Below are 14,637 nucleotides of genomic sequence, written 5' to 3'. Positions count from 1 at the left end.
GGTGCAGCGCTAGAGCATCTTTTCCAGCCCGACCGCCTTGCTGATCCAGGCATTGAATCGTCGCCACAGGCTACCAGGCTCTGACGTGAGCACCCGCCGCTGCCCATCTTCCTCGGTCACCCAGACCAGCTTGCCGGCCACGAGCTCAGGCTGATAGCTCAGGGCCGGTGCCATGCCCTGCACCGCCAGTGCACGGGTGTATTCGGCAAGTTCGGGGCTGTCGACCAATACGCCGACTTCGGTGTTCCACAGCACCGAGCGTGGATCGAAATTGAACGAGCCAATGAACGTCTTGTGACGGTCGAACACGATCGCCTTGCTGTGGAGGCTGGAGTTGGAGCTGCCATGGAAACTCAGTTTGCCCGCGCTGGGATCTCCGGGCTGGCGGCGCATTTCATACAGCTTCACCCCGTGCTCCAGTAGCGCCTTGCGGTAAGGTGCATAACCGCCGTGTACGGCAGGCACATCGGTAGCCTCCAGTGAGTTGGTCAACAGCTTTACCGAAATACCCGCGTCGGCACTCTGGGTGAGGTAAAGCAGCCCCGGTTCGCCGGGTACGAAATAAGCGGAGACCAGAATCAGCTCGTGACGCACATCGCGCAGGTCAGGGCCGAGTTGTCGGGTCAGCAGTAGCTGTGGATCAGGCTCGTCATCGGCCAGCACCTTGCTGGGGGCGTCCCATAGCGCCTGGGCATGAGCCCAGATGAGTTCGTTGCGCCAGGTGTCCAGTCGCGGCTGGGATTGGTAGGCCATCAAGCGGTCGTACAAGACCTTGCGCCGGGTTCTGGCTTCGGCCAGCGAGACTTCCAGCCGATGGCGGCTGGTACGCAGGTCGCCGGCATTGGGCTGGTGCCAGAGGAAATCGGTGATCGGGCGGCTCAGGGCGCTGTTCCAGTACTGATCGAAGCTGTGTCCCAACTGTTCTGCTATAGGGCCCACACCCAGCAGATCGATGTCGGTGAAGTTCAGGTTGGGCTCGGCATCGAAATACTCGTCGCCCAGGTTTCGCCCGCCGACGATGGCCATGCTGTTGTCCACCAGGAACAGCTTGTTGTGCATGCGTCGGTGCTGACGCGACAGATTGAGCAACCGGCCCATGGCGCGTGTGACCCCGGTGGCGCGCCCCAGGTGCAGGGGGTTGAACACACGGATCTGGATGTTCGGGTGGGCGGCGAGGGTGCCCATGATTGCATCCAGGCCGTCACTGGTGGTGTCGTCCAGCAGAATGCGTACGCGCACGCCCCGGTCGGCCGCCCGCAACAGCTCATGGACCAGGGCGCGGGTGCTGAGTCCGTCATGGACGATGTAGTACTGCACGTCGATGCTGGCCTGCGCATTGCGTATCAGCTCGGCGCGCGCCCGGAAAGCCTCGTTGCTGTTGGGGAGTAGGCGAAAGCCGGAACGGCCTTCATAAGGGGCTGCCTGGCGCAGCACCGAGCGGCCGAACGCCGAGCCATCGGCGGGCAGGGCTTGACTGGTTTGGCGCGGCGTATCGACGCTGGCGCAGCCGCAGACGCCGAGCAGCAGCGTCAGCAGCAAGGGTAGGGCTCGCTGGAGTTTCAACGGTGGATCGTCCTGTGCAGCAGGGCTTTGGGATTGGACAGTGGCGGGCAACGCAAAGTTACGTCGCGATGATGTCCTCGTCCAGCAAGCGTTGGGCGGTCTCACCAACCTTGCGCACCGCCGCCTCGATTTGCGCAGTGGGCCTGGCGGCGAAGTTCATGCGCAGGCAGTGACGGAACTTGCCGGAAGCGGAAAAGATGCTGCCCACGGCCACTTGTACGCCTTGCTCCAACAAGGCGTGATTGAGCTGCAAGGTATCGAAATGTTCCGGCAATTCCACCCATAGCATGAAGCCGCCTTGCGGACGGCTTACGCGGGTGCCTTGCGGAAAATACCGGGTCACCCAGTCGCTCATCAATTCACGGCTGCGTTGGTACTGGCTGCGCATGCGCCGCACATGGGGTTGGTAATGCCCGTTGGCGATGAAGTCCGCCACCGCCAATTGAGGCTGACTGGCGGTGCTGCCCGTGCTGATGTACTTCATGTGCAGGACCCGCTCCAGGTAGCGCCCAGGCGCTACCCAACCGACACGCAGGCCAGGGGCAAGCGTCTTGGAAAATGAACTGCACAACAGCACGCGGCCTTGCGTATCGAATGACTTGACCGTCCGTGGCCGAGGGTAGGTATAGGCCAGGTCACCGTAGACATCGTCCTCGAGAATGGCTACGTCGTAGCGCTGTGCAAGGTTCAACAGGGCCTTTTTACGAGCCTCAGGCATGATGTAGCCCAGCGGGTTGTTGCAACTTGGGGTGATCTGGATGAGCTTGATCGGCCACTGCTCAAGGGCCAGTTCGAGCGCCTCGAGGCTGATGCCTGTCACCGGGTCTGTGGGGATCTCCAGCGCCTTCATGCCCAGGCCCTTGAGCGTCTGCATGGCGCCATGGAAGCTGGGCGAGTCCACCGCAACGATATCGCCAGGCTCGCACACAGCGCGGATGCTGCACGACAGGGCTTCGTGGCAGCCTGTCGTCACCACCAACTCAGAGGGCGAGAGCCTGCACCCAGAGTCCAGGGCCAGGCGTGCCACCTGTTCACGCAAGGCCAGGTTGCCGTGGATATTGTCGTAATACAGCCCGGGCATGTCCTGGCGACGGCTGAGCCTGGCGAGGCTGCGCAACAGCGGCTTGAGGGTAGGGCTCTCGATGTCCGGCATGCCCCGTCCAAGCTGTATCACACCCGGTTGCGGGGTACTGCGCACCAGCTCCAGAACCTGCTCCCATTGGGAAATGTCCACCGGGCGCTGGGCGGGCCGGCTGACCGCCGGCAAGGCCGGCAGGTGGCGATGGTCGCTCACGAAGTAGCCGGACTTTGGCCGTGGCGAGACCATGCCACTGTCTTCGAGCATGCGGTAGGCCTGCTGCACGGTGCTCAGGCTCACCCCGTGCTCCACGCTCAGTGCCCGCACCGATGGCAGCCGCTGGCCGGGCCGATAGAGGCCCTGTTCGATACGCGCGCCGAGTACCTCGGCAAGGTTCAGGTAGAGCGTCACGTCATACTCCTGGGCTGCGCCGGTCAACGCACCATACAGATTGGCAGAAAAGGCAGCATTCAGTTACCTGCAAGCCCGATCTGTATCCAAATAATAACGCTTTTTTGGATCTGTATTGTCAGGCCGTGCACCCGGCATGCTGTCCCCACATTGTCATCGAAAGGGAGACAGCAGCGATGGGAAGCTTGAGCGATGTGCGCATCGAACAGTCGGTAGGCGAAAAAGAAGCCCTGCAGCGAAGCAAAACCCACGCTGCGCCCCAGGCGTTGAGCCGCTGGCGGCTGATGTTGCGCCGCTGGCACACCCGCAGGGCGCTGTTACAGTTGAGCGACCATGAACTGCGCGATGTGGGTCTCAGCTGGCAAGAGGCGCGCTCAGAAGGCTGCAAGCCTTTCTGGAAGCCGTGACTGCTTTCACACCAGCTCCTTGAGCCTGTGCCACAGCATGCCCAAGGCCAGTAAAGGTGAGCGCAAGTGCTTGCCCCCTGGGAACGTCATGTGTGGCACCTTTGCAAACAAGTCGAAACGCCCGCTTTGCTGGCCGCTGATGGCTTCCCCGAGCAGGCGGGCGGCCAGGTGAGTAGCGTTCAGCCCGTGGCCTGCGTAGGCCTGGGCGTAGTAAACGTTCGGCTGATCAGGCAGGCGGCCCACCTGGGGCAGGCGGTTGGCGCCGATCCCGATCATGCCGCCCCACTGGTAATCGATGCGTACGTCGGCCAGCTGAGGGAACACGCGCAGCATCTTGGGCCGCATGTAGGCGGCGATATCCTTTGGATCGCGCCCGGAATAATGGCAAGCGCCGCCGAACAGCAGCCGGTGATCTGCGCTCAGGCGGTAGTAGTCCAGCGCCACGCGCTGGTCGCACACGGCCATGTTCTGTGGCAACAGCGAGCGTGCACGCGCTTCACCCAGCGGCTCGGTGGCGATGAGGTAACTGCCGGCGGGCAATACCTTGCCGCCCAGCTCACCGTTCAAACCATTGAGGTAGGCGTTGCAGCACAGGACCAGCGTTTGCGCCCGGACCCGGCCCTGGGCGGTGTGTACCTGCACCTGCGGGCCATAGTCGATGCGGGTCACCTCGGACTGCTCGTGGAGTTTCACACCCAGGCGCGCGGCTGCCGCGGCTTCGCCCAACGCCAGGTTAAGGGGGTGCAAGTGGCCAGAGCCCATGTCCACCAGCCCGCCTGCATAGCGCTGCGAGCCCACCACATCGTGAATGTCATCCTTTGCGACCAGCCGCAGTTCGTGGGCGTAACCCAGGCTGCGTAAGTGTTCGGCCTCTTCGGCCAGGCCCGCCATTTGCGCCGGCTTGTTGGCCAGGTCGCAATAGCCCCAGGTCAAGTCGCAGGCGATGGCGTGCCGCGCTACACGATCGCGCACGATCTGCACGGCCTCCAGCCCCATCAGTTGCAAGTCGCGAACGCCCTGCTCGCCGATGACCGGCAGGAACTGCTCCAGACCATGGCCGACCCCGCGGATCAACTGCCCACCGTTGCGCCCACTGGCGCCCCAGCCGATCTTGCGCGCTTCGAGCAGGATCACCGAGAAGCCACGCTCGGCCAACTCCAGGGCCGTGTTCAAACCGGAGTAGCCACCACCGACGATGCACACATCGGCGGTGTGCTCGCCTTGCAGATAGGCATGATCAGGGTGAGGCGCGCTGCTGGCGGCGTAGTAAGAAGCGGCATGCTGCGCGCTGTGGATCATTGGACGAGTCCTAGTGCGTGGGCTGGAACGGGAGAATAAGCCGCAGGCCCAGGGCGGGCAACCGGCCTATAATGGGCGGACCTTTTCAACCTGTGCCTCGTCATGTCCTGCGACCGCCACAAGATCCACTTCCTGCGCGAACTCATCCCTTCGTTCGAATGCGAGCCTGGCTGCCATGACTGCTGCGGGCCGGTTACCACCTCGGCGCAAGAGATGGCTCGGCTGCCGCGCAAATCCCAGGCCGAACAGGACGCTGCCCTGGAGCGCCTGGACTGCGTGCATCTGGGGCCCCAGGGCTGCACGGTATATGAAGAGCGGCCACTGATCTGTCGCCTGTTCGGTACCACCCCACGACTGGCCTGCCCGCGTGGTCGTGGGCCCGAACCCATGATCGACCCTGCGGCCGAGCAACTGGTGCACCAGTTCATTGCCACCACCCGGCAAGTGCTGGTCTAGGCGTTTGCGGTAGGGCCCGGCGTCAGTCCGGGATCGGCAGGCAGAGACTTTCCTTCACCTCCTCCATCACGATGTAGCTTTTGGACTCACGCACGTGGGGCAGCTTGAGCAGGATGTCGCCAAGCAGCTTGCGATACGAAGCCATTTCCGAAATGCGCGCCTTGACCAGGTAGTCGAAGTCGCCGGAAACCAGGTGGCATTCGAGCACGTGCGGCAGCTTCAGGACTGCCCGGCGAAACTCCTCGAAGGTATCGCCAGACTTGTAGTCCAGGCTGATTTCCACGAAGACCAGCAGGCTGCCCTTGAGGTGCTGTGGGTTCAGGCGGGCGTTATAGCCCATGATGATGCCTTCACGTTCCAGCCGGCGCACGCGCTCGGTGCACGGCGTGGTGGAGAGGCCGACCTTCTCGCCCAGTTCGGTGAAGGAGATACGCCCGTCGCTCTGCAGGATGCGCAGGATGTTCCGGTCGATCTTGTCCAGCTCACGCTTACTTTGATGCTGGGTTCTCATAGGGGATGCCCCTCCGTAAAAGGCCATTGTGCCGAGAATTCTCGCCAATAATAGGCTTTTATATAGTGAATTGCACTGCTCTCGAATTCCTATACTTCGCCCATCAATGGCAGTCCAACAACACACCGCGGCAGGCCGCGAGGGGAAAGAAACGATGCGAGTTCTGGTACTTGGTAGCGGCGTGATCGGAACCGCCAGTGCCTATTACCTGGCCCGGCAAGGGCTCGAAGTGACGGTGGTGGACCGCCAGCCAGCGGTGGCCATGGAAACCAGCTTTGCCAACGCCGGCCAGATCTCGCCTGGCTATGCCTCGCCGTGGGCGGCGCCGGGGGTGCCTCTGAAAGCCGTTAAATGGCTGCTCGAGCGCCACGCTCCGCTTGCCATCAAGCTGACCGGTGACGTAGACCAGTACCTGTGGATGGCCCAGATGCTGCGCAACTGCACGGCCAACCGCTATGCCGTGAACAAGGAGCGCATGGTGCGGTTGTCCGAGTACAGCCGCGACTGCCTCGACGAACTGCGCGCCGAAACCGGAATCGCGTACGAGAATCGTAGCCTGGGCACCACCCAGCTGTTCCGTACCCAGGCCCAGGTCGATGCAGCTGCCAAGGATATCGCCGTGCTTGAGCAATCAGGCGTGCCTTATGAATTGCTCGACCGCGATGGCATCGCCCGTGTCGAACCTGCCCTGGCCAGTGTGAAGGGCATTCTCGCCGGCGCCCTGCGCCTACCCAACGACCAGACCGGCGATTGCCAGTTGTTCACCACCAAACTGGCAGAAATGGCCCGCAACCTGGGCGTGGAATTCCGCTTCGGGCAGGACATCCAGCGCCTGGATCATGCAGGTGACCGCATCAACGGTGTCTGGATCGATGGCAAGCTCGAAACCGCCGACCGCTACGTGCTGGCATTGGGCAGCTATTCGCCGCAGATGCTCAAGCCCCTGGGCATCAAGGCGCCGGTCTATCCGTTGAAGGGCTACTCCCTGACCGTACCCATCACCAACGGTGACATGGCGCCTGCCTCGACCATCCTCGACGAAACATACAAGGTCGCCATCACCCGTTTCGACAACCGTATTCGTGTTGGAGGTATGGCTGAGATCGCCGGCTTCGACCTGTCGCTCAACCCCCGCCGACGCGAAACACTGGAGATGATCGTCAACGACCTTTATCCTCGCGGCGGTGATTTGAGCAAGGCCAGTTTCTGGACTGGGCTGCGTCCCGCGACGCCAGACGGTACCCCCATCGTGGGTGCAACCGCCTTCCGTAACCTGTTCCTCAATACAGGTCACGGCACGCTGGGCTGGACCATGGCCTGTGGCTCGGGTCGTCTGCTGGCTGACCTGATCGCGCGCAAGAAACCGCAGATCAGTGCAGAGGGGCTGGACATCTCGCGCTATGGCAGTAGCCGCGAAGTGGCCCGTCACGGGCATGGTTCGCCTGCCCATCAGCAGTAAGCCATCCATTGGGGTATTCGCCGGTGACCTGCGAATGCCCCAGCTTCGATTTCAACCCGTATGACTTATAAGGCAGCCGCATGCGCCCCGCCCGTGCCCTGATCGACCTCCAGGCCCTGCGCCACAATTACCGTCTCGCCCGCGAACTGACCGGTGCCAAGGCGCTTGCCGTGATCAAGGCCGACGCCTACGGCCATGGTGCTGTGCGCTGCGCGTTGGCGCTCGAGCCCGAAGCGGACGGGTTTGCCGTGGCCTGCATCGAGGAGGCGCTGGAGCTGCGTGCGGCCGGCATCAGGGGCCCGGTCCTGCTGCTGGAGGGCTTCTTCGAGGCCAGTGAGCTGCCGTTGATCGTCGAACATGACCTGTGGTGCGTCGTGCATTCGGCCTGGCAATTGGAGGCCATCGAGAAAAGCCCGCTGGCCAGCCCGCTCACCGTCTGGCTCAAGCTCGATACCGGCATGCACCGTGTAGGGCTGCATCCCAAGGACTATCGCGATGCCTATGAGCGCCTGCTGGCCTGCGGCAAGGTAGGGCGCATTGTGCTCATGAGCCATTTCGCCCGTGCCGATGAGCTGGGTGCGCAGGCCACGGCCGAGCAGATTGCCGTTTTCGAAACCGCGCGCCAGGGCTTGGCAGCAGAGTGCAGCCTGCGCAACTCTCCAGCCGTGCTGGGTTGGCCCCAGGCAGCCGGTGATTGGGTGCGCCCAGGGCTGATGCTCTACGGCGCAACGCCGTTCGATATGCCTCAAGCTCAGGCCCAACGCTTGCAGCCGGTCATGACACTGCAGTCGCGGGTCATCAGTGTGCGGGAGCTGCCGGCCGGCGAGCCGGTGGGTTACGGCGCCACGTTCGTCAGCACGCGGCCCACCCGTGTAGGCGTGGTCGCCATGGGCTACGCCGACGGTTACCCTCGCCAGGCGCCCAACGGTACGCCGGTCATCGTTGCTGGCAACCGGGCGCCGCTCATCGGTCGCGTGTCGATGGACATGCTGAGCATCGACCTGACCGACGTGCCGCAGGCGACCGTCGGCAGCCCAGTCGAACTATGGGGCAAGCAGGTCCATGCCGCTGAGGTGGCGAGCCAGGCCGGTACCATTCCTTACCAGATCTTCTGCAATCTCAAGCGGGTGCCCCGAGCATACATTGGGGACTAGGGCGTCAGGCGGGTGGTGTGTTGTAAATACTGAACGGCGTTGCCATGATATCGTTCACATCCACCCGCATACCCGTCTCAGGAGGCTCCAGCTTTGGACGTCGGCGAACGACTGCAAGCCATCCGCACGCTCAAGGGCCTGTCCCAGCGTGAACTCGCCAAGCGCGCAGGGGTTACCAACAGCACCATCTCGATGATCGAGAAAAACAGTGTGAGCCCGTCGATCAGTTCGCTGCGCAAGGTACTGAGCGGCATTCCCATGTCCATGGTCGAGTTCTTTTCCGTGGAGCTCGAACCCGAGAGCCCTGCGCAGATCGTCTACAAAGCCCACGAACTGATCGACATCTCCGATGGTGCGGTGACCATGAAGCTGGTTGGCAAATCGCACCGCAACCGTGCCATCGCTTTTCTGACCGAGGTGTACCCGCCCGGCGCCGACACCGGTGCCGAAATGCTGACCCATGATGGCGAAGAGACTGGCATTCTGCTTGAAGGCCGCCTGGAATTGGTGGTCGGTACCGAGCTGTTCATTCTCGAAGCAGGCGACAGCTATTACTTCGAAAGCACCCGCCCGCACCGTTTTCGCAACCCGTTCGAACAGCCAGCACGCTTGATCAGCGCCGCCACCCCCTCGAACTTTTGATCCAGCGCAGTGCATTGACGCGTCAATACCCCTTTCCTGTGTAGGGTCGTTTCCCGGCTTCGGGCTTGCCGTTATACTTTTCGGCGCTCGAGGATCCGTGGCCGCGAGCATGATTAGCCACCATGAGGGTGTTCGCGTGAATCAAGTCAAGAAGATGCTGGCCATCCCGGCCGCCGTACTGGCCCTGTGGGCAATTACCGCTACCGCTGCGACCAATGACGATATCGCCAAGCGCCTGGAACCGGTCGGTAAGGTGTGTATCCAGGGCCAGGAATGCAAGGGCATGGCCGTGACCGCCAGCGCTGGCGCCGGGTCTGCCAGAACGCCCGACGACATCATCGCCAAGCATTGCACGGCCTGCCATGGCACGGGCCTGCTCGGCGCGCCGAAAGTGGGCGACAGCGCAGCCTGGAAGGAGCGTGCCGACCACCAGGGTGGGTTGGATGGCATCCTGGCCAAGGCCATCACGGGCATCAACGCCATGCCGCCCAAGGGCACCTGCGCGGATTGTTCGGATGATGAGCTAAAGGCCGCTATTGAGAAGATGTCTGGCCTGTAAGTTACTGCAATGTGCTGCGTAGCAGTCCCAGTATTCTAGCTTCGCATCTTGCCTTGCCGGGGCCGCTTCGCGGCCCATCGCGGCGCGAGGCCGCTCCCACACGGGGGGCGCTGGCCCTTAGAGGCGGTGAAAGGCAGTTGCTCCTGCAATCGCGCTACTTCAGCCATCCCACGATCACAGGAGCGGCCTCGTGCCGCGATGGGCTGCGCAGCAGCCCCGGAGATGTGAGCACTATCGCTAATTGCCGGGGCCGCTCCTACAGGCACCGCGTACGCTTATACCTTCGCTGAGCCTGAAGGCCACCGAATTGTCGAGTGGCTGCCAGTGCTTGTCCAATTGTCTGCGCCTTCCGCTTCCCGCCCAGGCAACCAACCATTCCACCTGCCTGTCGAACCTCCTGAACCCAAGCACGAACCAGGAGGCCTCGATGCACCTCAGTTCCATCGACCAGGCCGTCGAACAGGTCCTGTCCCGCCTGCCAACCCATATCCACATGGGCCTGCCGCTGGGCCTGGGCAAACCCAATGCGTTCGTCAACGCACTTTATGCCCGCATCCGTGAGTTGCCCGAACGCCGTCTGACCATCTATACAGCCCTCTCCCTGGGGCGACCAGCGCTGGGTGATGGCTTGCAGCAACGCTTGCTCGAGCCCTTCGTCGAGCGCGTGTTCGGCGACTACGAAGAGCTTCACTATCTGGCCGACCTGCGCAATGACAGCCTGCCGCCGAACATTCGCGTAGAACAATTCTTCATGCAGCCCGGCAGCCTGCTTGCCAGTGAGTCGGCTCAACAGGATTACGTCAGCAGCAACTACAGCCATGCCGCGCGAGACATCAATGCCAAGGGTCTGAACCTCATCGCCCAGCTGGTGGCGGCTACGCCGGAGCGGCCTGTCCATCTGAGCCTGGCCTGCAACCCGGACATCACCCTGGACCTGTTACCCATGGTCGAACGCCGCCGTGCCGCCGGCGAGACCATTCTCATGCTGGGTCAGGTGCATGCGCAGCTGCCCTACATGCCCGGTGATGCCGAACTGCCAATGGATGCGTTCGACCTGTTGCTGGACGAAGCCGAGCAGCGCCAACTGTTTTCAACGCCCAACATGCCGGTCACCATACAGGACCACTGCATCGGCCTGCATGCCAGCAGCCTGGTGCGCGACGGCGGCACCCTGCAGATCGGGATTGGTGCCATGGGCGACGCGGTTGCCGCCGCGCTGCTCGCCCGCCAGAGCGATAACGTTGCCTACCGTGCAGCGCTCGACGGCCTTGGCGCGGGCACCACGCAGGCACTGATCGAGCGGGAAGGGGGGCTCGCGCCCTTCGAACAGGGGCTGTATGGCTGTAGCGAGATGTTCGTCAACGGGCTGTTGGCGCTGGCCGAGGCGGGCGTGCTGCGGCGTGCTGTGGATGACCGGGGAGTGATCCTGCACGGGGGGTTCTTCCTCGGCCCGCAAGCGTTCTACCAGCGCTTGCGCGACATGACCCTTGAGCAGCGCGCACGGTTTGCCATGACCGGGATCAATTTCGTCAACGAGCTCTACGGTGACGAACAGCTCAAGCGTCGCCAGCGACAAGACGCACGCTTTATCAATACGGTGTTCGGCATGACCCTGCTCGGTGCGGGTGTGGCCGATCAGCTCGAAGACGGGCGAGTGTTGAGCGGGGTAGGTGGGCAGTACAACTTCGTCGCCCAAGGGCACGCGCTGGAAGGTGGCCGCTCGATACTGCTGCTGCGCAGTTGGCGCGAAGCGGGCGGCGAGGTGTCGTCGAACATCTTCTGGAACTACGGCCATTGCACCATTCCCCGCCACCTGCGCGATATCGTGGTGACCGAATATGGCATCGCCGACCTCAGGGGGCAGACCGACAGCGAGGTCATTGCGCGATTGCTTGCGGTGTGTGACGCCCGGTTCCAGCAGAGCCTGATCGTGCAGGCCAAAAACGCTGGCAAATTGGCGGAAGATTTTCAGCTCGACAGGCGTTTTGCCGATAACACGCCGCAGCGCCTGGCCGCGGTCCAGGCACAGCACCCACAGCTGTTCCCGGAATACCCCATGGGGACCGATTTCACGGTTGAAGAGCAGGACTTGCTACGGGCACTGAACTGGTTGAAAAGCAAGTTCAAGCTCAGCGAGGCGCTCGAACTGGGCAAGGCCACGCTGGAGGCGCCAGAGCCGCAAGGGTATGAGCGGCATCTGGCACGGATGCAACTTGACCAGCCTCAGGGGCTAAAAGAAGCGCTGTACCAACGGTTGCTGTTGGCGGGCCTGGCGGCGACTTGAAACCGGCAGGGGGCTGCCACGCAGCCCCCTGTGCCCGGATGCGAGCGAGCCGGTGCCGCATCACTCGATGAAGCTGACCACACCGCCTTCCAGCGATTTCACTCGCGCCAGCGACTCCACGCGATAGCCTTGGCGATCCAGCTCAGCGCGCCCGCCCTGGAACGATTTCTCGATCACGATCCCCAGGCCTACCACGGTCGCCCCGGCCTGCTTGATGATCGATATCAGCGCCTGGGACGCCTTGCCGTTGGCCAGGAAGTCATCCATCACCAGCACCCGATCGCTGCTGCTCAGGTGGCGCGGCGAAATGGCCACGGTGTTCTCGGTCTGCTTGGTGAACGAATACACAGAAGCCGTCAGCAGGTTTTCGGTGAGGGTCAGCGACTGGTGCTTGCGCGCGAAGATCACCGGCACGCCCAGCTTCAACCCGGTCATCACCGCAGGCGCGATGCCCGACGCCTCGATGGTGACGATCTTGGTCACGCCGGCATCGGCGAACAAGCGGGCGAACTCGTCACCGATCAGCTGCATCAGCGCCGGGTCGATCTGATGGTTGAGAAACGCATCGACTTTGAGAACCTGGTCGGAAAGCACGATGCCTTCTTCGCGAATCTTCTGATGCAGTGCTTCCACTATGGTATTCCTCGGAACAGAAATGGCCGCAAACAGCGGCAGTGTTTAAGAGTAATGGTTGATCAGCGTTTGAGCATCGCCCGGATGTCGGCCAGGGCATTGTTGCCGCGTGCGGCCTTGACCTCGACCGGTGCATCGTCCAGCCCTTCCCAGGACAGGTCTTCGGGGGGCAGTTCGTCGAGGAAGCGACTGGGCGTGCAGTCGATGATTTCCCCGTATTGCTTGCGTTTGGCGGCGAACGTGAACGCCAGCGTCTGGCGTGCGCGGGTAATACCCACATAAGCCAGGCGGCGCTCTTCCTCGATGGTGTCGGCCTCGATGCTGGAGCGGTGAGGCAGGATCTCCTCCTCCATGCCCATGATGAACACGTAGGGAAATTCCAGGCCCTTGGACGCGTGCAGGGTCATCATCTGCACACCGTCGGCGTTTTCTTCCTCTTCCTGCTGGCGCTCGAGCATGTCGCGCAGCACCAACTTGCCGATGGCGTCCTCAATGGTCATGTCACCCTCTTCGTCCTTCTCGAGGGTGTTCTTCAGCGCTTCGACCAGGAACCAGACGTTGCTGATGCGAAACTCCGCGGCCTTGTCGCTGGCGGTCTGCTGGCGGATCCAGTTTTCGTAGTCGATGTCGCGGATCATTTCATGCAGGGCGGCTATGGGGTCGTCCAGCGCCACCTTGTGGCGCACGCCGTCCAGCCAGTGCTTGAAGCGCTGCAGGCGCTCGGTGTAGCGCGCATCCAGGTGCTCGCCCAGGCCCAGTTCCTCACTGGCGGCATACATCGAAATGCCCCGGCCGGTGGCATAGTTGCCGAGCTTTTCCAAGGTGGTCGAGCCGATTTCCCGGCGCGGCACGTTGATGACACGTAGGTAGGCGTTGTCGTCGTCAGGGTTCACCAGCAGGCGCAGATAGGCCATGAGGTCCTTGACTTCCTGGCGGCCAAAGAAGCTGTTGCCGCCGGAAAGACGGTAAGGCACCTGGTGGTGCTGCAACTTCAGCTCGATCAGCTTGGCCTGGTAGTTGCCGCGGTAGAGGATGGCGAAATCGCTGTAGGGACGGTTGGTGCGCAGGTGCAGCGTGAGGATTTCCATCGCTACGCGCTCGGCCTCGGCATCCTCGTTCTTGCAACGTATCACCCGGATCTCGTCGCCCACGCCCATCTCGCTCCACAGCTGTTTCTCGAACGCGTGCGGGTTGTTGGCGATCAGCACGTTGGCGCAGCGCAGGATGCGGCTGGTGGAGCGGTAGTTCTGCTCCAGCATGACCACTTTCAGTGAGGGATAGTCCTCCTTGAGCAGCATCAGGTTCTCGGGGCGCGCGCCGCGCCAGGCGTAGATCGACTGGTCGTCGTCGCCCACCACGGTGAACTGGTTGCGCATGCCGATCAGCATCTTCACCAGCAGGTACTGGCTGGCGTTGGTGTCCTGGTATTCGTCCACCAACAGATAACGCACGCGATTCTGCCAGCGCTCGAGCACCTCGGGGTGTTCCTGGAACAACTTGACCGGTTGCAGGATCAGGTCGTCGAAGTCCACGGCGTTGAACGCCTTGAGCGTGCGCTGATAGTGGGTGTAAACGACCGCAGCGGTCTGCTCGCGCGGGTTGCGTGCTTTCTCCAGGGCCTCGGGAGGCAGGATCAGGTCGTTCTTCCAGGCACCGATCATGTTCTTGATTTCGTCGATGCCGTCGTCGCCGGAGTACTCTTTCTGCATGATGTCCGACAGCAGGGCTTTGATATCCGACTCGTCGAAGATCGAAAAACCAGGCTTGTAGCCCAGGCGTTCGTGCTCCTTGCGGATGATGTTCAGGCCCAGGTTGTGGAACGTGCAGACCGTCAGCCCTCGGCCTTCACCCGGACGCAGCAGGCTGGCAACCCGCTCCTTCATCTCGCGGGCGGCCTTGTTGGTGAAGGTCATGGCCACGATGTACTGGGCGCGAATACCGCAGTTCTGGATGAGGTGGGCAATTTTGCGCGTGATGACGCTGGTCTTGCCCGAACCTGCACCGGCGAGCACCAAAAGAGGGCCGCCGACATAGTCACGGGCTTCCTGCTGCCGGGGATTGAGTCGGGACATGCTAGAAACCGGGGGTCGCCAGAAAATAGCCGCGCATTCTAACAGGCATGCGTGTTCATGGCGTGACCGTCTGACGTTCGAGTCAGACTTTCGAAACGATCATTAGCGC

The 14,637-nt window shown here is 62.4% G+C and carries 13 protein-coding genes; 7 read left to right on the top strand and 6 right to left on the bottom strand.

All coding sequences use genetic code 11. From position 1 onward, the window contains the following. Positions 1–9: 9 nt before the first annotated feature. Together ACF8E5_RS13460 and ACF8E5_RS13455 are read right to left on the bottom strand one after the other, a co-directional pair. On the bottom strand, positions 10–1,563 hold the full coding sequence (locus ACF8E5_RS13460; RefSeq protein ID WP_058602781.1) for a phospholipase D family protein: 1,554 nt from the start codon (positions 1,561–1,563) through the stop codon (positions 10–12). A gap of 58 nt (positions 1,564–1,621) precedes the next feature. Next, positions 1,622–3,052, bottom strand: a complete 1,431-nt coding sequence (locus ACF8E5_RS13455; protein WP_058638841.1) for a PLP-dependent aminotransferase family protein — start codon at positions 3,050–3,052, stop codon at positions 1,622–1,624. 176 nt (positions 3,053–3,228) lie between these two features. Here ACF8E5_RS13455 and ACF8E5_RS13450 point away from each other — a divergent pair, with 176 nt between their 5' ends. Continuing rightward, complete coding sequence (locus tag ACF8E5_RS13450; RefSeq protein WP_078479345.1) at positions 3,229–3,459, top strand: DUF1127 domain-containing protein; 231 nt, start codon at positions 3,229–3,231, stop codon at positions 3,457–3,459. 6 nt (positions 3,460–3,465) lie between these two features. On the opposite strand, the gene ACF8E5_RS13445 is transcribed toward ACF8E5_RS13450, so the two are convergent. After that, positions 3,466–4,758 carry an FAD-binding oxidoreductase gene (locus tag ACF8E5_RS13445; RefSeq protein WP_058638843.1) on the bottom strand — a complete coding sequence of 431 codons (1,293 nt, stop codon included), beginning with the start codon at positions 4,756–4,758 and terminating at the stop codon, positions 3,466–3,468. Positions 4,759–4,860: 102 nt separating this feature from the next. Between ACF8E5_RS13445 and ACF8E5_RS13440 the strand changes: the two genes are divergently transcribed. Beyond that, positions 4,861–5,214: a YkgJ family cysteine cluster protein gene (locus ACF8E5_RS13440; protein WP_023532519.1), complete on the top strand. Its 354-nt coding sequence runs from the start codon at positions 4,861–4,863 to the stop codon at positions 5,212–5,214. A 22-nt stretch (positions 5,215–5,236) separates the two neighbouring features. On the opposite strand, the gene dadR is transcribed toward ACF8E5_RS13440, so the two are convergent. Next, positions 5,237–5,725, bottom strand: a complete 489-nt coding sequence (dadR, locus tag ACF8E5_RS13435; RefSeq protein ID WP_039581953.1) for a transcriptional regulator DadR — start codon at positions 5,723–5,725, stop codon at positions 5,237–5,239. Between the two features lie 154 nt (positions 5,726–5,879). Between dadR and dadA the strand changes: the two genes are divergently transcribed. The 5 genes from dadA (at position 5,880) to ACF8E5_RS13410 (ending at position 11,823) form a co-directional block, all read left to right on the top strand. Further along, positions 5,880–7,184: a D-amino acid dehydrogenase gene (gene dadA, locus ACF8E5_RS13430; RefSeq protein ID WP_326383968.1), complete on the top strand. Its 1,305-nt coding sequence runs from the start codon at positions 5,880–5,882 to the stop codon at positions 7,182–7,184. Between the two features lie 80 nt (positions 7,185–7,264). After that, complete coding sequence (gene alr / locus ACF8E5_RS13425) at positions 7,265–8,338, top strand: alanine racemase (protein WP_326383969.1); 1,074 nt, start codon at positions 7,265–7,267, stop codon at positions 8,336–8,338. Positions 8,339–8,431: 93 nt separating this feature from the next. Further along, complete coding sequence (locus ACF8E5_RS13420) at positions 8,432–8,980, top strand: cupin domain-containing protein (RefSeq protein ID WP_023532512.1); 549 nt, start codon at positions 8,432–8,434, stop codon at positions 8,978–8,980. Between the two features lie 109 nt (positions 8,981–9,089). Beyond that, a complete protein-coding gene (locus tag ACF8E5_RS13415; RefSeq protein ID WP_228385158.1) occupies positions 9,090–9,539 on the top strand; it encodes a cytochrome c5 family protein in 450 nt (149 codons plus the stop codon). Positions 9,540–9,966: 427 nt separating this feature from the next. Continuing rightward, positions 9,967–11,823, top strand: a complete 1,857-nt coding sequence (locus tag ACF8E5_RS13410; protein ID WP_196126277.1) for an acetyl-CoA hydrolase/transferase family protein — start codon at positions 9,967–9,969, stop codon at positions 11,821–11,823. A gap of 60 nt (positions 11,824–11,883) precedes the next feature. On the opposite strand, the gene xpt is transcribed toward ACF8E5_RS13410, so the two are convergent. Together xpt and rep are read right to left on the bottom strand one after the other, a co-directional pair. Beyond that, positions 11,884–12,456: a xanthine phosphoribosyltransferase gene (gene xpt, locus ACF8E5_RS13405; protein WP_023532789.1), complete on the bottom strand. Its 573-nt coding sequence runs from the start codon at positions 12,454–12,456 to the stop codon at positions 11,884–11,886. Between the two features lie 62 nt (positions 12,457–12,518). Then, the gene (gene rep / locus ACF8E5_RS13400) at positions 12,519–14,528 is read right to left on the bottom strand and encodes a DNA helicase Rep (RefSeq protein WP_058638846.1); all 2,010 of its coding nucleotides are present in this window, start codon (positions 14,526–14,528) and stop codon (positions 12,519–12,521) included. Positions 14,529–14,637: the final 109 nt, after the last annotated feature.

Origin of the sequence: Pseudomonas sp. WSY_20 (assembly GCF_043104335.1) — a bacterium.
Taxonomy (GTDB): domain Bacteria; phylum Pseudomonadota; class Gammaproteobacteria; order Pseudomonadales; family Pseudomonadaceae; genus Aquipseudomonas; species Aquipseudomonas parafulva_B.
This window is presented reverse-complemented; position numbering and strand designations above follow the sequence as displayed.